Below are 24,309 nucleotides of genomic sequence, written 5' to 3'. Positions count from 1 at the left end.
TAATGAAAGTGCTGGGCTTATTGGGCGGGATGAGCTGGGAATCCACCATACCTTATTACCGGATGATCAACGAACAGGTGAAGGCCCGGCTTGGCGGTCTGCATTCGGCTAAAATCGTGCTCTACAGCGTCGATTTTCACGAGATTGAACGTTTGCAGCATCAGGGGGATTGGGAGGGCGCAGGCCGCCTGCTTGCGAGTGCTGCCGCATCGCTGCGTGCCGCCGGTGCTGAGGCGATCGTGATCTGTACCAACACCATGCATAAAGTGGCCGATGCGGTGGAGCAGGCCAGCGGTTTGCCGTTGATCCACATCGCCGATGCCACCGCGCTGGGCTGCTGGGTACGCGTTTTACCATGGAGCAGGATTTTTACCGTGGGCGCTTGCAGGATAAGTTTGATATTGAGGTGATCACGCCAGCCGAGGCCGATCGCGAGATCGTGCATCGCATCATTTATCAAGAACTGTGCCTGGGGAAGATTTGCGCTGCCTCGCGCGATGAGTACCGCCGGATTATCCGTAACTTGGAGCAACAGGGCGCGCAGGGCATTATTTTTGGCTGCACGGAAATCAGCCTGCTGGTGGGGGCAGAGGATGCTGCGGTACCGGTGTTCGACACCACCGCTATTCATGCGCATGCGGCAGCGGAATACGCGCTGGCTTAGCCCTTATCCGGCGCCGGCTGAAACGATTTTTGTGATCCAGATCGCTATTGAACAGCGGGTAACAGAATGACGATTGTTGTTTCCGCGGTGTGATTTTACAGTGTAGCCAGTTTCTTATTACTTACTTTATGGAGAAAACACCGATGTCCTATGCCCTTGTAGGTGATGTTGGCGGCACTAATGCGCGCTTGGCACTCTGCACCGTTGAGACGGGTGAGATCGCTCAGGCGAAAACCTATTCAGGCCTGGAGTTTGACAGCCTGGAAGCGGTGATTCGTCAATACCTGGCCGAGCATCAGTTGGAGGTTCAGAGTGCCTGCATCGCCATTGCCTGCCCGGTCACCGAAGATTGGGTGGCGATGACCAACCACACCTGGGCTTTTTCCATCAAAGAGATGAAGGCCAATCTGGGGTTAAGCCATCTGGAAGTGATTAACGATTTCACTGCGGTATCTATGGCTATTCCGATGCTGACTGACGCCGACGTGCTGCAATTTGGCGGCGGTAAAGCGCAAAAAGATAAGCCGATCGCGGTGTACGGTGCCGGTACTGGCCTGGGCGTGGCGCATCTGGTGCACGTTAACCGCCGCTGGGTGAGCCTGCCGGGTGAAGGTGGGCACGTGGACTTCGCGCCAAACAGCGAGGAAGAGGACATCATTCTGGAAGTGCTGCGCGCCGAAGTGGGGCACGTTTCTGCCGAGCGCGTGCTGTCTGGCCCTGGGCTGGTGAATCTGTATCGCGCGATAGTGAAAGCCGATCACCGCTCGCCAGAAAAGTTAGCGCCTAAAGATATCACCGAGCGCGCGTTAGCAGACAGTTGCACCGACTGCCGTCGTGCGCTTTCGTTGTTCTGCGTGATTATGGGGCGTTTTGGCGGCAACCTGGCGTTGAATCTGGGCACTTTCGGTGGGGTGTATATTGCCGGCGGCATCGTGCCGCGTTTTATGGAGTTCTTTAAAGCGTCCGGTTTCCGCACCGCCTTTGAAGACAAAGGCCGCTTCAAAGATTACGTGCGTGAAATCCCGGTGTTTATGATCACCCATGCGCAACCTGGGTTACTGGGGGCGGGTGCTCATTTGCGCCAGATGCTGGGGATGCACCTGTAAGTTGTCCTGCCCCCTGATCCATCAGGCACATTCGCGGTTTATACTGAGCTCCGCTACTGCATGAGTAGGTCTTAATTATATTGATAAATCAATAGGTTATTTTCCAGTTGGCCTGCGTTAAATGTGTGGAAATTGTGGAGGATGTGTCTGGACGGTGTAATTGGGTAATTATCCTATAGAGTGGCAACCGGTGCGGCGCTACTGTTCTCGCTGAAAAGACCGGTTACGCTCTCTGGGAGTTGCAAATGAAAAAAGTCTTGTTGTTGCTGGCAGCGTTATTGCCACTGTCATTACCGACGGTGAGCCAGGCTGATGTTTCCATCGGCGTGAACGTTCCCGGCCTGTCACTGCACGTCGGCGATCGTGACGAGCGTGGTTATTATTGGGATGGTGGTCGCTGGCGTGAGCCACGCGGCTGGCATAAACATTATCGCCCACGTGATGACTACTATGGCCCACCGCCACGGGTTATCTATTACGGGCCTCCTCCGCGTGAATGGCGCGGCCGTGCGTATGAATACCGCATGGCTCCGCCGCCACCGCCCGGCTATTATCGCCACGCCCCTCGAGGGCAACGCTGGTAATCTCTGTCTGGATGCCACAGCTATTGCTGTGGCATCGGCTTATCCGCATGGGAATCACTTAATGCCAAGCTGCGCTTTACCGAGCGGTGTCAGCTGATCGACGGTCGCGCGGCCAATGAAATCCACTTCAAAATCATCCGCGGCGAAATCCGGCGGCGTTTTACCCGACAGGAAGCTTGGCAACTGGCGTTGCAGATAGGCATCGTTTTTATCACAGCCCGGCGCGGCAGCAATGTACATCACGTTACTGTCGAATTCGCCGTGGTGTTCATTTTCAACCGCATGGATCACGTCACAGTGCCAGAACACGGTATCGCCCGCTTCCAGATCGGGAATAGGGGAAATCCCTTGCAGTAAAAGAGGATGCCACTTCTCTGAGATCGACAACGCCCGCCCAGGCGCGGCGTCGCACAAGTCGTCGTCCGCGACATCATCCTGCAGCGCACGCAACAGCACATAGGCCATCGCATTGGCAATCGGCACCAGGTTCAGCGTACCGGCGTTGGTACGCTGCGGCGTCAGCGCCGTCCAGCCTTGGAAAGTGCGGAACATTGAACAGACCGCCGGTGACGCGATCTCGCGCACCGCGGTGCGGCCATCGGCAGCAAAGGGATCATAGCGCTGCCAGTCGCCGGAAAAAACGTGGCGGTAAACGTAGCGGAAGTTCTCATCCAGCCAGCGTTCAATGGTGCCGCTGTCCACATGTGGCGACAGGCCCAATGAAGACGAGTTTGGCGGGCGTCGGCGGGTGCGATCGGCATAAGTGGTCACCCGCGTTGGGTCAAAATGCTGTTTGCCGTTGCTCTCGGTTTCCCACAGGCTGTTCAGAAACACCTGCACCGCGTGCATACGTTGATCCTGCCGGGCTTCCACCTGCGGTTTTGACCAGTAAATACCGTAGATCTGCGGTTTGCTGGCGGCCAGCTTGCCGAAATAGTTATCTTCAGCGGCATTCTTCAGGCGTTCGACAAAGTTATTGCGATCAAGATAGTCACCGATCTCCTGGTTCCAGGCTTCCGCTTTGCTGCGTGGGAATACGCCGCGAATGGCACAGGCGCCGCGTTGTCTGATCAGCGCTTTTTGCTGTTCGCTGACGCGCTGTTGCAGAATATCTTCAGCGTCGATCTGTGGGACAGGGTTTTGCCCCGCAGCGAGTTCCTGACGGATGCATGCAACCTGCTGGCGGATATTGTCTTCCAACGCCAAAAACACCTCGCGGTAGTTAGGTAATACCTGGCGCAACTGCTGTTTGACGGCTTTAATGGCGGTAGGAATATCTTCGATGAGTAATGAAGCCATAGCGTTCTCCTTATGCCACCAGCGGGCGGCGAGGGATGTAGGGGAGTCGTGTTGCTGTTCTGTTGTTATGACGTTAATGATTATCTGGATTTAATAGAGGAAAATAAAGGGATATCTTTCATTCGTAATATCCTATTTTTCGTTTTTCGGAGGCTTAGCTGATGAAATGGCAAACGCCACGCTTAATCCTGCAATCGATCACGGTGGATGACTGGCCATTGTTCCGGCGTTTATACCAGGAACCCGAGGTGATGCGTTATATCGCCGATCCGATGGCGGAAAGTGAGATCCGGGCACGTTTTGAGGCGCGCTTACCGGCATGGGATAAACACAGCGAACGCTGGCTATGTCTGGTGATGCGTGAGAAAGCGAGTGGCAAAGCATTGGGCATCACGGGGTTTCGCCCAGAGTGGTTGCCTTTCCAGCAGGCAGAGGTCGGGTTTGGCAGCTTGCCGGAAGCGCAGGGCAAAGGCTATGGCAAAGAATCACTGCTGGCGGTGCTGGATTTTGCCTTCAATGCCTGTGGATTTCACAAAATGAATGCCACCGTGACCGAAGGGAATATCGCTTCGCGCCGTCTGCTGGAAAGTTGCGGTTTCAGGCTGGAGGGCACGCTGCGGGATAACTATCGCTTGGCAGGGCAGTGGTGCAATGATTGGCAGTTGGGATTGCTGGCGGCGGAGTTTGCGGCACTGAAACGGTAAAAAAGGGCTATCGGGGGCTCGACAGCTTGATGGAGCTGCGCTATGTTCGATATCCGGCCACAACGTGGCCAGCGTCGCTCGGACGGTCCGGGCGCTCACGTTTCTTCGAGGAATCTATGGCTGATCACAGTCCGCGCCGTTTTACGCGCATTGAACGTCTTCCCCCTTACGTTTTTAATATCACTTCTGAACTGAAGATGGCTGCACGCCGTCGCGGTGAGGATATTATCGATTTCAGCATGGGCAACCCCGACGGCCCGACGCCCGCGCATATCGTCGAAAAACTCTGCACCGTGGCGCAGCGTGACGATACGCACGGTTACTCCACGTCGCGCGGAATTCCGCGCTTGCGCCGTGCGATCTCCAACTGGTATCAGCAGCGCTATCAGGTCGATATCGATCCTGACAGCGAAGCGATTGTCACTATCGGCTCGAAAGAAGGGCTGGCGCACCTGATGCTGGCAACGCTCGATCATGGCGATACCGTGCTGGTGCCGAACCCGAGCTACCCGATTCATATTTACGGCGCGGTGATTGCCGGTGCACAAGTGCGCTCGGTGCCGCTGGTGGACGGGGGCGATTTCTTTGGTGAGCTGGAACGCGCCATTCGTGAAACCATTCCGCGGCCGAAGATGATGATCCTCGGCTTCCCGTCCAACCCCACCGCGCAGTGTGTGGAACTGGATTTCTTCGAGCGGGTGGTGGCGCTGGCAAAACAGTATGATGTTCTGGTGATCCACGATCTGGCCTATGCCGACATCGTGTATGACGGCTGGAAAGCACCGTCGATCATGCAGGTGCCGGGGGCGAAGGACATTGCAGTCGAATTCTTTACCCTGTCGAAAAGCTACAATATGGCGGGCTGGCGCATTGGTTTTATGGTGGGTAACCCCGAACTGGTCAACGCGCTGGCACGTATCAAAAGTTACCACGATTACGGCACGTTTACCCCGCTGCAGGTGGCTGCTATCGCTGCGTTGGAAGGCGATCAGCAGTGCGTTCGCGACATTGCCGAGCAATATCGCCAGCGCCGCAACGTGTTGGTGAAAGGGTTGCATGAAGCCGGCTGGATGGTTGAGAACCCCAAGGCATCGATGTACGTCTGGGCGAAGATCCCCGATGCCTATGCGCATTTAGGTTCGCTGGAGTTCGCCAAGCGCCTGTTGGCCGATGCTAAGGTGTGCGTCTCACCTGGCATAGGGTTTGGCGATTATGGGGATACCCATGTGCGTTTTGCACTGATCGAGAATCAGGATCGTATCCGTCAGGCGGTGCGCGGTATTAAAGCCATGTTCCGCGCCGATGGCCTGATGGCACCAGCGAAAGCCGGTAGCGCCGCAGCCAAGTAAGGGATATAAGCCGGGGAGATCCCCGGTTTGAGGTTGATGACAAAGTCGCTTTTGAACCCGAGATACTCGGGCCTAGCGCACCGAGGGGCGCTCCGGCGGCTTACGCCGCTACGACCCCTTCGGCACGCTCTCCCTAATAACGGGCTTTGTCAGCAGTCTGAAGCCGGGGAGATCCCCGGTTTTTTTCTTTTATTAAGGTTTTCTTCATCATTTCCCGACTATCTTTAACCCGTATTCTTTTATGGATTGGGAGAGGTAATCGTTATGGTGGTGCGCTTTGCTAAATCGCAAATTATTCTGCATTGGCTGACGTTGTTGATGGTGATCCTGACTTACAGCGCGATGTTGCTGAAAGACTCAGTATCAGAAGACAATATTGATTTGGTTAAAAATTTGCATTTCAATTTCGGTCTGTCGGTTTTTGTACTGATGTTTTTGCGTCTCTGCCTGCGTCAGCGTAATGCGGTGCCACCTATTACGCCTGCGCTAGAAGTATGGCAGGCGTTTGGGTCGAAGGTTTTCCACTGGCTGTTGTATCTGCTGTTTTTATCTTTGCCGATCCTGGGCGTGCTGACGTTGGCCTACGGCGGGAAAGAGTGGGTGCTGCTGGGCTGGCAGGTGCCCCAATGGGTAACGCCCGATCCTGGGATGCGCAGCCTGCTTAAAGATATCCATGAAGTTCTAGCTAACACCGGCTATTTCATTATCGGGGCACATACGTCGGCGGCGATCTACCATCATTATCTGCGAGGTGACGATACGTTGCGCCGCATGATGCCGGGTAAATAAGGCGGGTAGCAGAAATAATCGAGGGGGCAGATAAGAGAATCAGCCCCCTTTATCATCAGGCGATGGCGCTGGCAATCAGAATAACCCAGAAGACAAAGCAAGATAGCAGGATCGCACTCCAGATATGACGACGAGAGTATTCCATTTTTAGCCTTCACTGATTACTGAGGTGGTTGGGTTATAACCACATCGGCGTCAATGCGCGAAGATTTAGCCCGCCCTGAAAAAATTTATGGTTTGGGGACTGCAACGACAGAAATATGAACTTCATAGCCTAGCAGAAATAATGCCTGCTCCAGCACTTCAACCTTCGAAGCATAGGTGATATCCAACAACCGCTCGATCTGAGCGCCGTTAAGCCCCATCTGGCGTGCCAGCTGTGCTTTTGCGGTGTTTGTCTCCAGCATCCGATTATGCAATTCCAACTTCAGTTGCACCAATACGGGCAGATGAACGGCGATCTCTTCTGCCTGCTGCGCAGAAGGTGGCGGTATTTGGCGGCCTTCTTCCATTTCAATGGCGATCGCCGTCAGCAGGCTTTCCTGCGCCTCCAGCTCAACGTCATCACGCTTGTAGCAGGCGGCTTGCTGCAACGGGAAATCACGAAAGGTAATCTGCCAGGAATCGCTTTCGCTGTCGAAAACGTAGTGGGCGGGGTAGTGGCAAGGCATCGTATTTCCTGCTTAAAAATGAGTTGAGCGGCATTGTGACCGGTTAGCGTTAACAATGCCAGAGATTGGCGTCGCTACGCTGCCGGATAAGGCTTTGGAAGACAATTTTGTTAATTTGTTTGTCAGAGGGTATTTTTTGGTTATTCGCTGATGATTTATCAGTAATTCCTGCCAGAATTGATTTATCTTCCTAAGATTAATCGGGAATAATATGAAATATAAGTTTAATGATACCGTCCTTTTTGATGAAGATGCAGGAACGCTGGGGCCTAGCGATTTATCCGACGACCCTATTCCGATTTCGAACCCAACAAAGCGTTTATTGCTGCTGTTGATCGCTCATCATGGTGAGCCTGTTAACCGTGAAGTGATATTCAAGAAGGTGTGGGACGATTACGGCATGATCTCCAGCAACAACAACCTCAACCAGTGCGTCAGTAAATTGCGCCGGGTGATCAAGGTGATGGGGATTGACGATGAGGTTATTGCGACCGTCCCTAAACTCGGTTTTATGCTGCGTCAGGAGATCCAGATCGAATCCAATCAAGGGGATAATGAGGCTTTTACGCAAAATTATGTGCCGCCGGTGTTGGCCGACGAGCCTGATACGGCAACGGAAGACGAGCTGGATATGAATGAGAGTGGGGAGGTGAATGCCGAGGTTGATGGCACAACCAAACCGACGCCCAAAGTGGCCCCGACCGCCAGCAAACGACGCTATGGTTGGGCCATTGTCATTGCCTTGAGTGTGTTTGTGTTTGTGCTGGGAATTGGCATTACCATGTACACCACCAACTCTCTGGCTCGGCAGGAAGTTTTTCTTGGCAGCGCTGGCAGTTGCAAAGTATTTCTGTCGACGTCCACAACATCAGGTGTTCCTGGCCCCAGTCTGAACAAAGATCTGCTGGCCTATGTGGAACAGAGAAAGGTGCAATGTCAGGGCGATGAATACCTGCTGGTGGTGCGCAGCAATCAGGTACGCTCCTATATTTCGGGCATTCACCGCATGTTCTTTGTGCGCTGTACGACGTTACGTGAGCACAGAATTGAGTTTTGTTCAGGAATGGAAAGTGATAACTCTCCGTTGCTACTCTGACCTTACCGCAGCCGGGTTTAGCTTGAAGCGCCAGAAGGATACATAAGAACGCAAAAGAAAAACTTTTTCCCCCAGACAAGTGACAGTGAAGGGGGATTTGGTAAAATAGAATCCGGCTCATTAAAATAAGATGATTCTTATCATGCGGTTATCTCTGATTATACGTGTTGTACCTATGTTGCTTCTTGTGGGAGTGGCCGGTTGCCAGCAGCCACGCTCCACCAGCCAGAATAAACCGGTGCCCCTGAATGATCAGGTCGAACAACTCGCATCGGTGGTGGCTGGCACCAAATACCTCAAATACAAATGCAACCGTAGCGATTTGCCGGGTGATGCGGTCATCAACAAGGTGGCTAACAAGGTGGCAAAACAGCGGGGATGGAATCCGTCAGACTACGCGGCGCTGCCTCAGCGCAGCGAAGCGCTCTATCAGAGCCTGACCAGAGACAGTACGCCAGAGCAGACCAAATGCAGCAGCTTTAACAGCCTGTTGGCCCCTTTCACTGACGAACTGCGTGCAGAAGGCCACAGCTAACGGTAAACGCCGGGGTATTTGGCGTTTAACATTCATTTTTCACTGGGGTTTGCCAGGTCAACTTTGCCACCGGGCCAATCCTCCAGCGCATCAAGTGTGAAAACCTCACCGTTAAAATTGAAGATAGTCACATCCTGTTGAATCTGTTCAATGACCAGATTAGGGGCTGGGCTATCGCCTTCATGATAGCGTTGCCCGTTCAGGGTAATACTGCGTTTATTATCTTCTGAAGCATAAACGTGTGCACTGTAGCGCAGTGCGGGCAGTTCATCGCTGGCCAACGTTTCTGGCGGCGTTTCCTGAACGGCGGCTTTTTGCGATTCTGCTGCGTTTTGCTCGGCGACAGTGGTTACCTCGGGTTTAACCGGTGCAGGATGTGGCTGCGCGATGGCTGAAGGCACTGCCTGGGTGAGCATGGCCACTGGGTGGTCCAGCGCAGCGCTGCTGTGCCAACGCTCCCCGGCAAACCAACCGAATGCGATCAGCAGCAGTGCATACACTGGCAACAGAGGGCGGGGAATAAACAGCCCCTTAGTGGAACGGGCCCTGACTTGCGGTGTTAATTCCGTTTGATTATCCACATCCTTGAACCTTTGAGTTAATGCGCGGGTGGCGGCAGCCTGAGGCCAGCAAATCTTCTGTAGGCAAAGAAACTATCTGTCCGGCAGACGCGGGTCAATAGTGCCCGCTGGGTATTTTAAGTTTATCAATGGGGCAGAAAGAGAAGGGCCACCCTGAGGTGGCCCGAAACCAAGCTTTATTTACTGCTGACCGGCAAGCCAGCGCCTTGCGTGCCCTCCTGAGGTTTCACCAACAGCGCCACGGACCATGCCGGGAGGGTGATACTGCCGTCGCCTGCGATATTGATACCGGAAGCCAGCGAGTTGGCCCCCAATGCCTGTTGGATCGTACTCAGGCTGAGGTTCTTCCCGGCAAAGTCATTGATTGTCCGGGCTTCCGGGGCGGCGTTGATTACCACCACCAGCGCATCGGCCTGCGGATCGAGATCGCTACCCGCCTGAGCACCATCATCAATGGTCATTACCAACAACCCTAACTGCTGATCGGCACCGGTGTTGCGGAAATCGACACGTTTCATCACTTCACTGCCACTTCCCAGCGCGATCAGCGGAGAAGAGCGGCGTAACTGCGTGAGTTCCTGATAGAACGCGGTCATTTGCGTGATTTCTGCGTTGCCAGGTGCTGCGACAGCGTCTTTTACCAGGCTAATCTCATCGTAGTTTATGCCATCATCACTGAAACGCGGCATACCCACGTTGGAGTTGTTGTCCTGATAGCTGTAATCCACACGGTTAAACCAGTCACCGGAATCGTAGGAGTCACGGGTGAAGGATTTGGAGCGCAGCAACTCGGAGCCTTGCTGATCGAAGGCCAGGCCTTGGCCTAACAAGGTGGTCGCCAGAGAAACCGCCTGCATGCGCACGCGGGTGGCGAGATCGGCTTCTTTGGCCGCTTTGTAGCTGATCATGTCCCACAGGGTTTGGTTGTCGTGCTTAGAGACATAGTTGATCACTTCGGTCGGATCGTTGGCATAGCCACCGATGGCGCCGTTATAGTCAATCTCGCTGCCTTTTTTCACCTTACCGTCTTTGTCGATCAGCAGGAAATCGGTCAGGTTGCCTGCCATCCCCACACGCGTCAGATCGGCCAGGTGGCGCACGTCATCTGCCGTTTGCCCACTTTTTTCGTTGGTCAGCACGCCGGCTCCGTTACCCAATCCCTGGTTTTGCCGCAGGGCCTCTTTCTCATCGAAAGGACCACCGCCGCGCACCGCATCACGCAAACGATCGGAGAAGGTGCCGATCCCGGTGCCTTTCAGATTGATTTGTGAAGCGATCTCGAAGCGATCTTCCTGCCCGGAATTCCAGCCTTCGCCAAAGAAGTAAACGTTAGGATTGACCGTTTTGACTTTCTCACGCGCCGCCAGGATCTGAGCTTTCGGGTGATAACCCATCAGATCGAAACGGAAAGCATCAATCTTGTAGTCTCTGCTCCAGACCACCAGAGAGTCGTCAATCAGCTTGGCGAACATGCGGTGTTCCGGTGCTGAATCGGAGCAGCAGGTTGCCGATTCCACGCTGCCGGTTGATTCGTTCAGGCGCTGATAATACCAGGGTACGATCTTATCCAGCACTGAGGTGCGATCGGTTGGGCCTGCGGCATTGGTGTGGTTGTACACCACGTCCATAATCACATTCATCCCTAACTGCTGCTTGATGGTCTGCACCATGGTGCGGAACTCTTTGATACGCAGCGTGCCTTCTGGATCAGTGGCATAGGAGCCTTCCGGCACCGTGTAATGGAATGGATCGTAACCCCAGTTATAGGAATCGGTCTGTGCCACGTAGCCGTTCAACTCCTGCACCTGCGGATTGTCCTTGCTGTCATCCTGTTTCAGCTCGTTGAGCACTTCGCCAATGGTGGAGGCGCTGTTGCAGTAATCAGCAAAGCGGCTTTGCTTCACGGCGCTGTTCAATTCGCACAAGCGGCTGAACGGCTGTGGCAGATCCGCCACTTTGTCGCTGAACTCACTGACCGTGGCCAGATCGAACACCGGCAGCAGTTCAACGTGCGTTACACCAGATTGTGCCAGTTGCTTGAGGTGTTTCACCATATTGCTGTCGGCGGCGGTCAGCGCCAGGTACTTGCCACGCAGGCTTTCAGGAACCGTCTGATCCCAGGCAGAAAGATCGCGGATATGGGATTCGTGGATCACCATCTGGGCAATATCGGCCTGAGTAGCCTGCGGATGCGGCATGGTCAGGCTGTCCCAGCCGTCAGGTTTTAGCTCACTGTCATTGAGATCCACCACCTGGCTGTACTCGGAATTGGTCGAGAGACTATGGGAGTAGGGATCGGTGACTTCATACTGTTCCACTTTGCGCGATTGCGGGTGGTAGACCGTGAGTGCATAGCGATAGTAAGCCCCTTTGAGATCGCTGCTACCCTGATATGACCAGGCACCGGAGTCGGTATCGCGGATCATCGGCTGGCTGCCAATCACTTTTTTGTCTGCGCTGTAGAGCACCAGCTCAACCTGTTGCGCCGTTGGTGCCCACAGGCGGAAAGTCACACCCGAACCGCTCACCAGGGCGCCATACTCCAGTTTTTCCGCCGCGGCCGCGAAGCGATCGTCCAGCACGCCAGCCGTTTGCACCTGGGTGGCCGAACTGAGGATGCCGTCCTTGTCGGTGGCCAGCACTACCGTCTCGTCGGTCAGTAGCTCATCTACGTTGGCATTATCGGGCAGCTTAAACGCCGCATAACTGGCAAGATGCGGGAAGCGCGCGCTGGTTTCCTGGCTGATGCTGGTAGGCGTCAGCGAGAAATAGCGATCGGTAAATTGCCCTTGGCTGTTGGCGGCAACTTTGCTGCTGTGGTTGTAGTACAGGCGCACGATCGGTTTATCTTTGCCGCCAGGCCAGAGGATGGTCTGTTTATCCACCCAATGCGCCCCGGCCAGTGCGACCCCGAAGGCACCACGGAAAGCGTCGGCGCGGGTATCGTACACTGCGCTGCTACCCGCGAGGACCGACACGGTGCGATCGGGGAAGTCGCTGAACGTTACACGCATGTCGGCATCAATCAGCTTATTGCCGCCATCGCGCAGGATAAAGTTGATGCAGCCAGTGGTTTTGTTGAGTGGCAATACCCAGTAAGGGCCGTAGCTATCGCTACCCGTTGGCGTGATGGTCTTGTCATCCCAGCCGTCGGAGGTTTTTTCTAACGAGTTACAGGTATCGTTATTCCACAGGAACAGGTTTTTGGTCGCGTAATCCACGGCGGTTCGGTTGGTGACGCCGGCAATATCCACCAGATGGATCACTGCCTGATTACTGTCTGCCGTAACGGCTTCGCCAGGAATAGCCACATCGGGTAAGCGTGCGATCGGTTCCTGATTGTCTGGCGTTTCAGGTACCGGTTTTTCAGGATCGGGTGTATTCGGTACTTCAGGTGTAGTCGGTGTGTTGGGGGTAACATCAACAGAATTATTATTATCACAGCCGCTCAACAAGATGAGCGAACCGAAGAGTAGGGCATTACAGGTATGTTTAAGCATTCTAAATTCCCTATCAGACTCACGTAATAGAAAGTAAAAAATGGTATTAATGTGTAAAGCCAAGGCATTAGATAGCGTGGGCAAGGGCGCAGCATCATCCCACCAAGGGAGGAGGCGGGGCGTAGAGAGCAGGAGGAAGCGTAGCGGAGAAGGGATGACGAACAGCAAAAGGGCGACTATTATGATGCGGGCTAAAAAAGAAAGAAATCACTAGCAAAACAGAAAGATGAATCATCCGCTTGGCAAAAAAAATTATTTTTTCGTCATGTGAGCATGTATAAAGTAGTCGTTGCTGAGAGGATCGTCTCACACCGCGGGTGGCGAAAGCGACGCAATTGCACTGCGCAAGATTCCAGTGAGAAACAGACCGGGTTCTGCTGGACAGCGCTAACTATCACGATGTGCCTCAAGGGCTGGGTGGAGTGACTCAGGCCAACAGGGACGCTGGCAAAGGAAAGCATGATTCAATTTTCTGGGATGGTTTTGTCAATCAGAGAGACAGCATTCAAGATGCTGACGCCGCGCTGGGTATTGTGCGGTGTGATGCTATTGGCTTGCAATCAGCTGGCGATGCTGACCTGGCAGATCTGGCTGCCCTCTGAACAGCCCACGGTCAGTTTGGCCAAGGCCGCTGCGCCGCAAGCTGCCGCCGTTAGCAACGAGACGGCCACAACCTATCGATTCAATCTGTTCGGCACGGCCGCGCCTTCGTCTGCGCCCGCCGCTACGGCGGTATCAGACTCTTCTCTACATAATGCCCCGCCATCGGCGCTCAAAATCAACCTGACCGGCATTGTTGCCAGCCCCACGCCAGCGCATTCCATCGCCATTATCGCCAAAGACAGCAAGCAATTCAGCCTCGGTATCGGGGATAACACCCCCGGATATGATGCCAAGATTGCGGCTATTTTTGCCGATCGTGTGGTGATTAACTATCAGGGGCGCTACGAGTCGTTGCTCCTGTTTGGCGATGCATCGCCCGCGGCGGCTAAGGCCCACGGCGAGAAAAAAGCCTCTACAGGGCAGCTTAAGGCCCAGTTACAGAAGCAGCCGCAAAATATTCTTACCTACCTGAATATTTCGCCCGTGATGGTGGATAACAAACTGATCGGGTATCGCCTGAACCCTGGCGTGCAAGGGGAGTTGTTCCAACAGGTCGGGCTGCGGGAGAACGATCTGGCCGTGGCGCTCAATGGCCTGGATCTGCGTGATGCCCAACAAGCCCAGCAGGCACTGAAACAGTTGCCAGAACTCAGTGAACTGAACCTTACCGTCGAACGTGATGGTCAATTGCATGATATCTATGTTGCTCTTGGAGATAATTAATTGTTTAGCAAAGGGATGATCGGGAGCTTACGCGTTTTGGTGCTGGTTGCTGCGCTGCTCGGGACCAAGTCGGGGTGGAGCGCTGAGTTTTCTGCCAGTTTCAAAGGCACGGATATTCAGGAGTTCATTAATACCGTCAGCAAGAATCTGAATAAAACGGTGATTATTGATCCTGCCGTGCGCGGCACCATCACCGTGCGCAGCTACGATATGCTGAACGAGGAACAGTATTACCAGTTCTTCCTCAGCGTGTTGGACGTTTACGGTTTTGCCGTGGTGGATATGCACAACGGCGTGCTGAAAGTGGTGCGCTCGAAGGATGCCAAAACGGCGGCGGTGCCGGTGGCCAGCGATGCCGAACCGGGGCAGGGGGATGAAGTGGTGACCCGCGTGGTACCGGTGAATAACGTGGCCGCCCGAGATCTGGCGCCGCTGCTGCGCCAGCTCAACGATAACGCCGGAGCCGGCAGCGTAGTGCACTATGAACCTTCCAACGTGCTGTTGATGACCGGGCGTGCGGCGGTGATTAAACGTCTGATGGAAATTGTCGAGCGGGTGGACAAAGTGGGGGATCGCAACGTGGTGACGGTGCCTCTTGCCTATGCCTCGGCTGCGGAAGTGGTCAAGCTGGTCACCGAACTGACCAAGGATGCCAGCAAGTCGGCCATGCCCAGCCTGATGACCGCCAGCCTGGTGGCTGATGAACGCACCAACTCGGTGCTGGTCAGCGGGGAACCTAATTCCCGTCAGCGGATTATTGCCATGATCAAGCAACTGGACCGCGAACAGGCAGTGCAGGGCAATACCAAAGTAATTTACCTGAAATACGCCAAAGCCACCGATCTGGTGGAAGTGCTGACCGGCGTCAGCAGCAGTATGCAAAGCGAGCAGCAGAATGCCAAACCTGCCGTGGCGTTGCGTAAAGACGTCACCATCAAGGCCCATGAGCAGACCAACGCCCTGATCCTCACCGGTGCGCCGGATGTGATCCGCGATCTGGAAAAGGTGATCACTCAGTTGGATATCCGGCGCGCACAGGTGTTGGTTGAAGCAATTATTGCCGAGGTTCAGGATGCGGATGGCCTGAATCTGGGGATCCAGTGGGCAAACAAGCACGCCGGCGTAACGCAGTTCACCAACACTGGCCTGCCGATCACCACCGCGATCGCCGGGATTAATCAATACGATCAGAATGGCAGCATCAGCACGAACTTTGCCACTGCACTGAGCAGTTTTAACGGCATTGCCGCAGGTTTTTATCGCGGTAATTGGGCCATGCTGCTGACGGCGCTTTCCAGCAGCAGCAAGAACGACATTCTGGCGACGCCGAGCATTGTCACGCTGGACAATATGGAAGCCACCTTCAACGTCGGCCAGGAAGTGCCGGTGCTGTCGGGCTCGCGCACCACCTCCGGCGATAATATTTTCAACACCGTGGAGCGTAAAACCGTCGGTATCAAGCTGAAGGTTAAACCGCAGATTAACGAAGGGGATTCGGTGCAACTGGAGATCGAACAAGAGGTTTCCAGCGTGGCGGATTCGACTTCCAGCAACAATGCTAGCCTGGGGCCAACCTTCAATACCCGCACGGTCAACAATGCCGTGCTGGTGGGCAGCGGAGAAACGGTGGTGGTGGGCGGTCTGCTGGATAAAACGGTGAACGACAGTGCCAGCAAGGTGCCGTTGCTGGGTGATATTCCGGTGCTGGGCTACCTGTTCCGTTCCAACAGCCAAACGGTTTCCAAGCGCAATCTGATGCTGTTTATCCGGCCAACGATCATTCGCGATCGTGATGATTTCCGTAATGCCTCGTCAGATAAGTATCAGGCCTTCAGTAAGGAGCAGGAACAATTACGCGGCAAAGAAGCCCGTGGTGTGACCTTGAATAACGATGTGCTGAGATTGCCTCCGGACCAGAATGGATCCACTTTCCGTCAGGTGAATGCGGCGATCAGCGCGTTTTATCAGCAGGGGGCTCGATGAGCGACGCCACGCTGGACGCGGCCGAATTACGCCCTCTGTTGCCTTTTGCCTACGCGCGTGCGCAGCGTATTTTATTGCTGCGCGATCGGGCGGGGTGCCGGGTGCTGTGCGTCGCTGATACGCCGGCCAGCGCACTGCTTGAGGCGCGCCGGGTGGCAGGGGGCAACCTGACCGTCAGCACGCTGTCGGCCGAGGAGTTTGAGAAACAACTGGTGATCGGCTATCAGCGCGACTCGGAAGAGGCGCGTCGTATGATGGCCGACATCGGCAATGAAATGGATTTCTATACCCTTGCTGAAGAATTGCCGGACAGCGACGATCTGCTGGATGCCGACGACGACGCGCCGATTATCCGCCTGATCAACGCCATGCTGACCGAGGCGATCAAGGATAAAGCGTCGGATATCCACATCGAAACCTACGAACGTCATTTGCAGATCCGCTTCCGCGTGGATGGGGTGCTGCGTGAGATCCTGCGCCCACAGCGGCGCTTGGCGTCGTTGCTGATTTCGCGCATCAAAGTAATGGCAAAGCTGGATATTGCTGAAAAGCGTGTTCCCCAGGATGGGCGCATGGCGCTGCGCATTGGCGGCAGAGCCATTGACGTGCGTGTTTCAACCCTGCCCTCCAACTATGGCGAGCGGATCGTGCTGCGTTTGCTGGATAAAAACAGCGTGAATCTGGATCTTGCCACGCTCGGTATGTCGCAGGAAAACCAGCGGCAGATCGATGAACTGATCCAGCGGCCGCACGGCATTATTCTGGTCACTGGCCCAACCGGCTCCGGCAAAAGTACCACGCTGTACGCGGCGCTGAGCCGCTTGAACGCCAGCGAACGTAACATCATGACGGTCGAAGATCCGATCGAATATGAACTGGACGGCATCGGCCAGACGCAGGTCAATCCCAAAGTGGATATGACCTTTGCCCGCGGCCTGCGCGCCATTTTGCGCCAGGATCCCGACGTGGTGCTGGTGGGGGAGATCCGTGATGGCGAAACCGCCCAGATCGCCGTGCAGGCATCACTCACCGGCCACCTGGTGCTCTCCACCTTGCATACCAACAGCGCGCTGGGGGCGCTGTCGCGCCTGCAGGATATGGGGATCGAACCCTTCCTGCTGTCGACTTCACTGCTGGCGGTGCTGGCCCAACGGCTGGTGCGCACCCTGTGCCCTGACTGCCGTCAACCCTATGAGGCCGATCCTGAATTGGCCCGGCAGATGGCAATTCCGCCCGGCACGCCGCTCTGGCAGCCGCAAGGGTGTCAGAAGTGCGGCTTTACCGGCTATCGCGGTCGTACGGGGATTCATGAACTTCTGCTGATTGACGATCGGGTGCGAACGGCGATCCATCAGGGGGAAAGTGAACTGAGCATTGCCCGCCAACTGCGTGATGAATATGTGACGCTGCGCGGCGACGGGCGTGAAAAAGTGCTGGCGGGCGAGACCAGTTGGGAAGAGGTGGTCCGCGTCACGGAAAGCCGGGTTCAGGAAGAGGAGTGATATGGCACTGTTCCATTACCAGGCATTAGACGGCCGAGGCAAGAAGCGTCGTGGTGTGCAAGAGGCCGACTCTGCCCGCCATGCCCGCCAACTGTTGCGCGAGCAAGGGCTGGTGCCCGTCAGCCTGGAAGAAGGGCAGGATGAACGTCAGCGGGCCCGCAGCGGCAAGCGAGCCTTATGGCAACGCGGGATCAGCAGTGCCGATCTGGCGTTGCTGACCCGGCAGTTGGCGACGCTGGTGGCCGCCTCGCTGCCGCTGGAGGAAGCGCTGGATGCGGTGGCACAGCAGAGTGAAAAACCGCGCCAGCGCGCACTGATGGCGGCGGTGCGCACCAAGGTGCTGGAAGGGCATTCGCTGGCAGAGGCGATGGGAGGATATCCCGCCAGTTTTGAACGCCTGTATTGCGCCATGGTGGCGGCGGGCGAAGCCTCTGGCCATCTGGATCTGGTGCTGAACCGGCTGGCGGATTACACCGAGCAGCGTCAGCAGATGCGTGGCCGTATCCTGCAGGCGATGATTTACCCCTGCGTACTGACGGTCGTTGCCATCAGCGTGATTGCCATTCTGCTTTCCGCCGTAGTGCCGAAGGTGGTAGAGCAGTTTGTGCATATGAAGCAGGCGCTGCCGCTGTCTACCCGGGTGCTGATGGGGTTGAGCGACGGCGTGCGAGCCTTTGGCCCCTGGCTATTGTTGCTGCTGCTGCTGGGCGTGTTGCTGATGCGTGTGCTGCTGCGCCAGGAATCCCGGCGCGTGGCTTTTCATCGCCAACTGCTGCGCTTGCCGGTGATTGGCCGCATTGCCCGTGGCCTGAATACTGCGCGCTATGCGCGCACGCTAAGCATTCTTAATGCCAGTGCGGTGCCGCTGTTGCAGGCAATGCGTATCAGCGGTGAAGTATTGAGCAATGATTATGCGCGCCGTCAGTTGGCCATTGCCACCGAGTCGGTGCGTGAAGGTGTCAGCCTGCATCGGGCGCTGGAGCGGACGGCGCTGTTCCCCCCGATGATGCGCCACATGATTGCCAGCGGCGAACGCAGCGGTGAGCTCGACAGCATGCTGGAACGCGCGGCAGACAATCAGGACCGGGAGTTCAGTGCCCAGATGCAGTTGGCGCTGGGGCTGTTTGAGCCTTTGCTGGTGGTGAGTATGGCGGGCGTGGTGCTGTTTATTGTGTTGGCGATCCTGCAACCGATCCTGCAATTGAATAACATGATGAGTATGTAAATGATGAATCTGCAACCAACGGAGAGAAACATGCGGCAACAGCGTCAGCGCGGCTTTACCCTGCTGGAAATTATGGTGGTGATTGTGATCCTGGGCATTCTGGCGAGCCTGGTGGTGCCTAACCTGATGGGCAACAAGGATAAAGCGGATCACCAGAAAGTGGTCAGCGATCTGGTGGCGCTGGAGAGTGCACTGGACATGTACAAGCTGGATAACAGCCGTTACCCGACGACCGAGCAGGGGTTGCAGGCGCTGGTCAGCAAACCGTCTGCCCAGCCGGAACCGCGTAACTACCCGAAAGACGGCTACATCCGCCGCCTGCCGCAGGATCCGTGGGGAGCCGACTACCAGTTACTGAGCCCTGGGCAGCATGGTCAGATCGATATTTTCTCTTATGGCCCGGATGGCATGCCGGACACCGAAGATGATATCGGCAACTGGACGATCGGTAACAAGAAGTAGTGCGTCAGCGCGGCTTCACGCTGCTGGAGATGATGTTGGTGGTGCTGCTGATTGGCAGTGCTGCCAGCCTGGTGGTGATGTCATTTCCTGCCGTACAGCAAAAGACCCCACAACAGCAGCTTGCGCGTTTTCAGGCACAGTTGGATTTTGCCTTGGACGACAGCCAGCAAAACGGCCAACTGCTGGGGATCCAGGTGCGGCCAGACGGCTGGGAGTTCAAGCTGTTGCAGCGGCAACAGGCAGAAAACGGCACTTCGGCGCCAGGTTCTGACGTCTGGCAGGGGTATTTCTGGCAAACCTGGCAGCCGCGCCGTGCAGCTTTAGGCAGCGAACTGCCGGATGACGTGCGGCTTGAGCTGAAGTTCCCCGGCTTGCATGAGTGGACAACGGCCAATACTACAGCGGCAGAGCCGGATATTTTGCTGTTGCCCGGTGGCGAGGTAACGCCATTTACCCTGGTGTTCAGGCAGGCGGGGAGCGGTGCGCAAGCCTGGCTGCGCATAGACGATGCCGGAGCGATCAGCACCTCAGAACATGGGGCCGCACCGTGAAAGCGCAACGTGGGATGACGCTGCTGGAAGTGCTGGTGGCGCTGGTGGTGTTCGCTCTGGCAGGCTTGGCGCTGTTGCAAACCACGGCACTGCAGGCAAGCGGCATTGGCCGTATGGAAGAGAAAGTGTTGGCAAACTGGCTGGCAGATAATCAGCAGGTGCAACTGCGCCTGGATAAAGTCTGGCCAGAGAAGAGTTGGAGTGGGAAATCCGTCACCTTTGCCGGAGAGGAGTGGTACCTGCGCTGGCGAGGAGTGGATACCGAAATCAGTCAACTGCGTGCGCTGGATGTTGAGGTGCGGCGCAAAAAAGAAGATACGGCCGCCTTGATTTCCCTGCGTAGCTACGTGGTGCGTGAATGAATCGCCAACAGGTGCAGGGCTTTACCCTGCTGGAGATGTTGCTGGCATTGGCTATTTTTGCCGCACTGAGCATCAGCGCCTTTCAGGTGTTACAGGGGGTGATGCGTAATGATGAAATCTCCCAGAGCAAGGTACAGCGCCTGGCCGAGCTGCAGCGGGCATTTGTGCAGATGGAGGGGGATTTTGGGCAGATCATCCCGCGCCGTAGCCGGGGGAGTGAGCGTCTGCTCTCTGCCGCGCCTTACCAATTGCAGAGTGAGGACTGGGCCGTGTCTTTCATGCGCAATAGCTGGCAAAACCCGCTGGGGATGCTGTCACGCTCCGAGTTACAGAACGTGGGCTATCGCCTGCGTCAGCAGCAGTTAGAACGGTTGAGCTACACCCATGCGGATCCGCAGGTGGGAGAGGCTCCGGTCGTTAAGGTTTTGCTCAGCGGCGTCAGCGCTTTTCGCCTGCGTTTTTTTGCCAAAGGTGCCTGGCAAGAGAGTTGGGACAGCGCCACCACGTTACCGCAAGGGATTGAAGTGACGCTGACGGTGAACGGTTTTGGCGAGTTGACCCGGCTGTTTTTGATCACCGAAGAGGTAAAAGAATGAGGGCGCGGCAACGGGGCGTTGCGCTACTGGTGGTGTTGCTGATCCTGGCACTGATGGTGACGGTGGCTGCCACCATTGCCGAGCGCAACGGGCGGACTTACCTACGCACCGTGGCGCAGTTGGATCACCAGCAGGCGAAGTGGTATGGCCGTGCGGCAGAAGCGCTGGCCGGTAAAATCCTGCAGATAGATACGCTGGATTCACCGGAGAAAACCCATCTGGCGCAAAACTGGGCACAGGAAGAGCGCCGCTTCCCGGTTGAAGGGGGCGAATTGCGGGGGCAGATCGTCGATGCTCAGGCCTGCTTTAATCTTAATGCCATTAATCAGGGGGCGACTGACCCGACAGTTATGCCGTATCCCGCCAAGGTTTTTCTGCAGTTGTTGAAAAATCTGCAGGTGGAACCGCTGCAGGCAGCACAGGTAACCGCCGCCTTGCGCGACTGGATCGACAGTGACAGCGAACCGGTGATTGGGGGCGCGGAAGATGAGGTCTATATGGCGTTGGAGGTGCCTTACCTGCCTGCCAATCAGCCGATGAAGGATGTCAGCGAGTTGCGCACCGTGTCTGGCGTTGACGCCAGCCTTTATCGCCAACTGCTGCCCTATGTCTGCGCGTTGCCAAAGCAGACGCTTTTGGTGAACGTGAATACTCTGCGTGAATCGCAGGGGCCGTTACTGGCGGCATTGTTTCTGACGGAGCTTGATCCTAGTGCCGCGACACAACTGTTGCAGCAGCGCCCGCGTGAAGGGTGGGCCAGCGTGACGGCATTTTTGGCACAGCCGCAGCTACAGGGCATCGAGACATCAGCCGTGAGGCCAGTACTGGCGGTGAAGAGCGATTTTTTTCTGGCCAATTTCAGCGTGCTGATGGGGAACAACCATTTTAGTCAGCACAGTTTATTGCAGCGCACGGGCAATAATTTTCAGGTGGTACAGCGCAAATACGGATTAAGCATGATGGTGACGCCTTGATAGAGAACATGAAGCGCAGTGGGGAAGTACGGTTAATTCTGCGTTTGCCCAGTGACGACACTCAGCCGATATTGTGGCGATTAGTGTCTTCAGACAGTCATCGGCACGGTAGCCTGGCGGCAGGGGAAACCGATCCTGAACTGGTACGCCTGCTGGCGGCTTATCCTGCCTGGGTGCTGGTGCCTGCGAGCGAGTTTGCTTTTCATCAGGTGACGCTGCCGCGCCGCGCCCGGCGCCAAAGTTTGCAGGTGTTGCCGTTTATGCTGGAGGAGCAGTTGGCAACGGAGGTTGAGCGCCTGCATTTTGCCATTTTGCAGCAAAGTGGCGATGTCTGCGACGTCGCGGTAGTGGAAAAAAGTGCCATGCGGCAGTGGATTAGCCGCTGTGAGCAACTGAGCGTGCGGGTTCAGGCCCTGCTGCCCGACGTGTTGATGCTGCCGCTGATCGCCGATGGCTGGAGCGCCGTTTGCCTGAACGATCAATGGCTGTTCCGCCGTGAAGCGCATGCCGGAATGATCGTGGAGTCATCCTGGCTGGCGGAACTGCTGGCGATGTCGGCTCCGCCGGTCATTGAGAGCTACTCCCCACCGCCTATGCAGGCGCAAGGTCTGGCGCAATGGCGCGTGCGGCCAGCGCGTGATGTGCTGCAACTGGCGGCAGAAGGTGAGATTTATCGCGGAGCCGATCTGCGCCAGGGCGAGTTTACCCCTTCCAGCCCCTGGCGCGCGGGATTACGCCCTTGGCGCCCGGTGATGCTGGCACTGGCGGGCTATTTATTGCTGCTGTGTGTGGACGCGGGCTGGTCGCATTACCGTCTTTGGCAACAGTCTGAGCATTGGCGGCAGGAAAGTGTGCGCCTCTACAAGCAACTGTTTCCCACAGAGAGAAACGTGGTTAACCCGCGCGTGCAGATGCAGCAGCACTTACAGCAGTTGCAACCAACTGCGCAGGCCGGGCTGAACGAGCAGGTGCGCCAATTGCAGCAACTGCTGACGGGGGCTTCGACCCTCCGCCTCCGGGCGTTGGCCTATGACGCAGGCAGTAAAGAGCTGAAAGTCGATCTGCATGCGGCTTCCTTCCAGGCGTTGGAACAGTTCCAGCAGCGCGCCGGGCAGCATTACCGGGTGCAACCTGGTGAGGTCAAGCAAAACCCACATGGCGTCGAGAGCCGCTTGATTCTGGGGATACAGCATGAATGAACTTAAGCGCCGTTGGCTGCAAATCAGCTCGCGAGAACGCCGGTTGGTAGTAGGGTGTGGCCTGTTGCTCATCTTGTGGCTGTGTTATTACGCGCTATGGCTGCCTTGGCAACAACAGACCGAGCAGTGGCAGCGGACCCTCGCCCGTGAGAAGGGCACGGTGGAATGGATGCTACAACAGGCACCGCGCCTGCGTGAGCAAGGGGCCCGGCCAATGCCGCAGGGGGAATCCCTCAGTTTGTCAGCGACGGTGACGCGCAGCGCCGCCGTACAAGGCCTGAATATCACCCGCCTACAGCCGCAGGGCGAACGCTTGGCAGTCACGCTGGAACCGAGTGATTTTAATTTGCTGATGCAATGGCTCACCCAGTTGGAGCAGCAATACCGCGTGCGCATCGTGGCGTTTGAGGTTGCCGCGCAAGCCAATAAACCGGGCTGGGTAATGGTCAACAAACTGATGCTGGAGCGCAGCGATGGGCGCTAAAGCGAAAAAAACCGCGCTGTTGCTGTTTTGCTATCTGTTGTTGTTAGGATGGAACGCGCCAGCGCAGCTAGTGCGGGCTTTTTTACCTGCTGAGATCGGTGTCGGCAGCTTTTCTGGCTCTTTGTGGCAGGGCAGCGCGCACCAGTTAAACTTGCGTAACTTCACCTTGCCAGAGGTGAGCTGGCAACTGACCTGGTCCGCATGGCGGCCTGCGCTGAAGCTTGAGCTGCGCGATCCGCAAGGGATTCAAGGCAGTGGGATCCTGCGTGGCTGGTGGAACCTGCAACTGCATGCGTGGCAGCTTTCCGCTCCGGCAGATTTTATCCAGCAGCAGTTGCCGCTGCCCGTGCCGGTGAGCGTTCAGGGCAGGCTGCAACTGCGCCTATTGCAGGGGGAATTCAGCCCGCGTGGCTGCGCGAGCCTCAGCGGGGGCGTGGTTAACTGGCAGAATGCCCAGTTGGCGACCCCGCTGGGGGAAGTCGCTTTGGCTAATGTGCAGGGCCAACTTAGCTGCGATAGCCAAGGGGCGTTGGCGTTGGTGCTGAAACAGAAATCTTCGCAGCTAAGCCTGACGGGACGTGGCACCGTTGCATTCGATGGGCGCTATCAGTTCAGGGGGCAACTGCGCAGCGGGCCCGAACTGCCCGCGATGATGAAATCGCTGATGGGGCAGTTGGGCAGGGCCGACGATCAGGGGCAGATCCCCTGGCAGGTTCAGGGAAGGTTGCTTTGACCTGTAATAACATGACTAATAACAGGGATATTCT

The 24,309-nt window shown here is 56.1% G+C and carries 23 protein-coding genes and 1 pseudogene; 20 read left to right on the top strand and 4 right to left on the bottom strand.

What is annotated here, in order from left to right; all coding sequences use genetic code 11:
* Nucleotides 1-2 precede the first annotated feature (2 nt).
* The 3 genes and pseudogenes from WG891_RS03665 (at nt 3) to WG891_RS03655 (ending at nt 2,354) form a co-directional block, all read left to right on the top strand.
* Nucleotides 3-664 (top strand): annotated as a pseudogene (locus WG891_RS03665) (aspartate/glutamate racemase family protein).
* A gap of 143 nt (nt 665-807) precedes the next feature.
* Nucleotides 808-1,770: a glucokinase gene (gene glk / locus WG891_RS03660; RefSeq protein WP_337262820.1), complete on the top strand. Its 963-nt coding sequence runs from the start codon at nt 808-810 to the stop codon at nt 1,768-1,770.
* 245 nt (nt 1,771-2,015) lie between these two features.
* Nucleotides 2,016-2,354 (top strand): DUF2502 domain-containing protein, encoded by a 339-nt coding sequence (locus WG891_RS03655; protein ID WP_337262819.1) that lies wholly within the window; start codon nt 2,016-2,018, stop codon nt 2,352-2,354.
* Nucleotides 2,355-2,408: 54 nt separating this feature from the next.
* On the opposite strand, the gene WG891_RS03650 is transcribed toward WG891_RS03655, so the two are convergent.
* Nucleotides 2,409-3,653 carry a DUF1479 domain-containing protein gene (locus WG891_RS03650; RefSeq protein ID WP_337262818.1) on the bottom strand — a complete coding sequence of 415 codons (1,245 nt, stop codon included), beginning with the start codon at nt 3,651-3,653 and terminating at the stop codon, nt 2,409-2,411.
* Nucleotides 3,654-3,814: 161 nt separating this feature from the next.
* On the opposite strand from WG891_RS03650, the gene WG891_RS03645 reads away from it, so the two are divergent.
* From WG891_RS03645 to WG891_RS03635, 3 genes are all read left to right on the top strand, one after another.
* A complete protein-coding gene (locus WG891_RS03645; RefSeq protein ID WP_156293663.1) occupies nt 3,815-4,357 on the top strand; it encodes a GNAT family N-acetyltransferase in 543 nt (180 codons plus the stop codon).
* A 116-nt stretch (nt 4,358-4,473) separates the two neighbouring features.
* Nucleotides 4,474-5,706 carry an alanine transaminase gene (gene alaC, locus WG891_RS03640; RefSeq protein WP_076944061.1) on the top strand — a complete coding sequence of 411 codons (1,233 nt, stop codon included), beginning with the start codon at nt 4,474-4,476 and terminating at the stop codon, nt 5,704-5,706.
* A 264-nt stretch (nt 5,707-5,970) separates the two neighbouring features.
* Nucleotides 5,971-6,495 (top strand): cytochrome b, encoded by a 525-nt coding sequence (locus WG891_RS03635; protein ID WP_337262817.1) that lies wholly within the window; start codon nt 5,971-5,973, stop codon nt 6,493-6,495.
* A 230-nt stretch (nt 6,496-6,725) separates the two neighbouring features.
* On the opposite strand, the gene WG891_RS03630 is transcribed toward WG891_RS03635, so the two are convergent.
* Entirely contained in the window at nt 6,726-7,166 is a 441-nt protein-coding gene (locus WG891_RS03630) for a hypothetical protein (protein ID WP_337262816.1), read from the bottom strand.
* A gap of 211 nt (nt 7,167-7,377) precedes the next feature.
* Here WG891_RS03630 and WG891_RS03625 point away from each other — a divergent pair, with 211 nt between their 5' ends.
* On the top strand, nt 7,378-8,262 hold the full coding sequence (locus WG891_RS03625) for a transcriptional regulator (protein WP_337262815.1): 885 nt from the start codon (nt 7,378-7,380) through the stop codon (nt 8,260-8,262).
* A gap of 175 nt (nt 8,263-8,437) precedes the next feature.
* Nucleotides 8,438-8,797, top strand: coding sequence for a type II secretion system pilot lipoprotein GspS (gene gspS / locus WG891_RS03620; protein WP_443006151.1), 360 nt, complete (start codon nt 8,438-8,440; stop codon nt 8,795-8,797).
* A gap of 32 nt (nt 8,798-8,829) precedes the next feature.
* On the opposite strand, the gene gspB is transcribed toward gspS, so the two are convergent.
* Together gspB and pulA are read right to left on the bottom strand one after the other, a co-directional pair.
* Nucleotides 8,830-9,378, bottom strand: a complete 549-nt coding sequence (gene gspB, locus WG891_RS03615) for a type II secretion system assembly factor GspB (protein ID WP_337262813.1) — start codon at nt 9,376-9,378, stop codon at nt 8,830-8,832.
* A 176-nt stretch (nt 9,379-9,554) separates the two neighbouring features.
* The gene (gene pulA / locus WG891_RS03610) at nt 9,555-12,878 is read right to left on the bottom strand and encodes a pullulanase-type alpha-1,6-glucosidase (RefSeq protein WP_337262812.1); all 3,324 of its coding nucleotides are present in this window, start codon (nt 12,876-12,878) and stop codon (nt 9,555-9,557) included.
* A 459-nt stretch (nt 12,879-13,337) separates the two neighbouring features.
* On the opposite strand from pulA, the gene gspC reads away from it, so the two are divergent.
* Genes gspC through WG891_RS03550 form a run of 12 tightly spaced genes read left to right on the top strand, consistent with a single transcriptional unit; the run spans nt 13,338 to nt 24,275 of the window.
* Nucleotides 13,338-14,204, top strand: coding sequence for a type II secretion system protein GspC (gene gspC, locus WG891_RS03605; protein ID WP_337262811.1), 867 nt, complete (start codon nt 13,338-13,340; stop codon nt 14,202-14,204).
* A gap of 15 nt (nt 14,205-14,219) precedes the next feature.
* Nucleotides 14,220-16,187, top strand: coding sequence for a type II secretion system secretin GspD (gene gspD / locus WG891_RS03600; protein ID WP_337262810.1), 1,968 nt, complete (start codon nt 14,220-14,222; stop codon nt 16,185-16,187).
* Complete coding sequence (gene gspE, locus WG891_RS03595; protein WP_337262809.1) at nt 16,184-17,689, top strand: type II secretion system ATPase GspE; 1,506 nt, start codon at nt 16,184-16,186, stop codon at nt 17,687-17,689. Before gspD ends, gspE begins: the two co-directional genes overlap by 4 nt.
* A gap of 1 nt (nt 17,690) precedes the next feature.
* The gene (gene gspF / locus WG891_RS03590; protein ID WP_337262808.1) at nt 17,691-18,914 is read left to right on the top strand and encodes a type II secretion system inner membrane protein GspF; all 1,224 of its coding nucleotides are present in this window, start codon (nt 17,691-17,693) and stop codon (nt 18,912-18,914) included.
* A gap of 30 nt (nt 18,915-18,944) precedes the next feature.
* On the top strand, nt 18,945-19,376 hold the full coding sequence (gene gspG / locus WG891_RS03585; RefSeq protein WP_337262807.1) for a type II secretion system major pseudopilin GspG: 432 nt from the start codon (nt 18,945-18,947) through the stop codon (nt 19,374-19,376).
* Nucleotides 19,376-19,927 carry a type II secretion system minor pseudopilin GspH gene (gene gspH / locus WG891_RS03580; RefSeq protein ID WP_337262806.1) on the top strand — a complete coding sequence of 184 codons (552 nt, stop codon included), beginning with the start codon at nt 19,376-19,378 and terminating at the stop codon, nt 19,925-19,927. Before gspG ends, gspH begins: the two co-directional genes overlap by 1 nt.
* The gene (gene gspI, locus WG891_RS03575; RefSeq protein ID WP_076944071.1) at nt 19,924-20,289 is read left to right on the top strand and encodes a type II secretion system minor pseudopilin GspI; all 366 of its coding nucleotides are present in this window, start codon (nt 19,924-19,926) and stop codon (nt 20,287-20,289) included. The genes gspH and gspI overlap by 4 nt, the downstream gene beginning before the upstream one ends.
* A complete protein-coding gene (gene gspJ / locus WG891_RS03570) occupies nt 20,286-20,885 on the top strand; it encodes a type II secretion system minor pseudopilin GspJ (RefSeq protein WP_156293670.1) in 600 nt (199 codons plus the stop codon). Before gspI ends, gspJ begins: the two co-directional genes overlap by 4 nt.
* A complete protein-coding gene (gene gspK / locus WG891_RS03565) occupies nt 20,882-21,859 on the top strand; it encodes a type II secretion system minor pseudopilin GspK (RefSeq protein ID WP_337262805.1) in 978 nt (325 codons plus the stop codon). Before gspJ ends, gspK begins: the two co-directional genes overlap by 4 nt.
* Before the next feature lie 8 nt (nt 21,860-21,867).
* The gene (gspL, locus tag WG891_RS03560; RefSeq protein ID WP_337262804.1) at nt 21,868-23,058 is read left to right on the top strand and encodes a type II secretion system protein GspL; all 1,191 of its coding nucleotides are present in this window, start codon (nt 21,868-21,870) and stop codon (nt 23,056-23,058) included.
* Entirely contained in the window at nt 23,051-23,542 is a 492-nt protein-coding gene (locus WG891_RS03555; protein ID WP_337262803.1) for a type II secretion system protein M, read from the top strand. Before gspL ends, WG891_RS03555 begins: the two co-directional genes overlap by 8 nt.
* Complete coding sequence (locus WG891_RS03550; RefSeq protein WP_337262802.1) at nt 23,532-24,275, top strand: type II secretion system protein N; 744 nt, start codon at nt 23,532-23,534, stop codon at nt 24,273-24,275. Before WG891_RS03555 ends, WG891_RS03550 begins: the two co-directional genes overlap by 11 nt.
* Nucleotides 24,276-24,309 lie beyond the last annotated feature (34 nt).

This window comes from Serratia sp. MMO-28 (assembly GCF_037199905.1).
Taxonomy (GTDB): domain Bacteria; phylum Pseudomonadota; class Gammaproteobacteria; order Enterobacterales; family Enterobacteriaceae; genus Chania; species Chania oryzae.
Note: the sequence above shows the minus strand (reverse complement) of the source record. Positions and strands in the feature narration are given on the sequence as shown.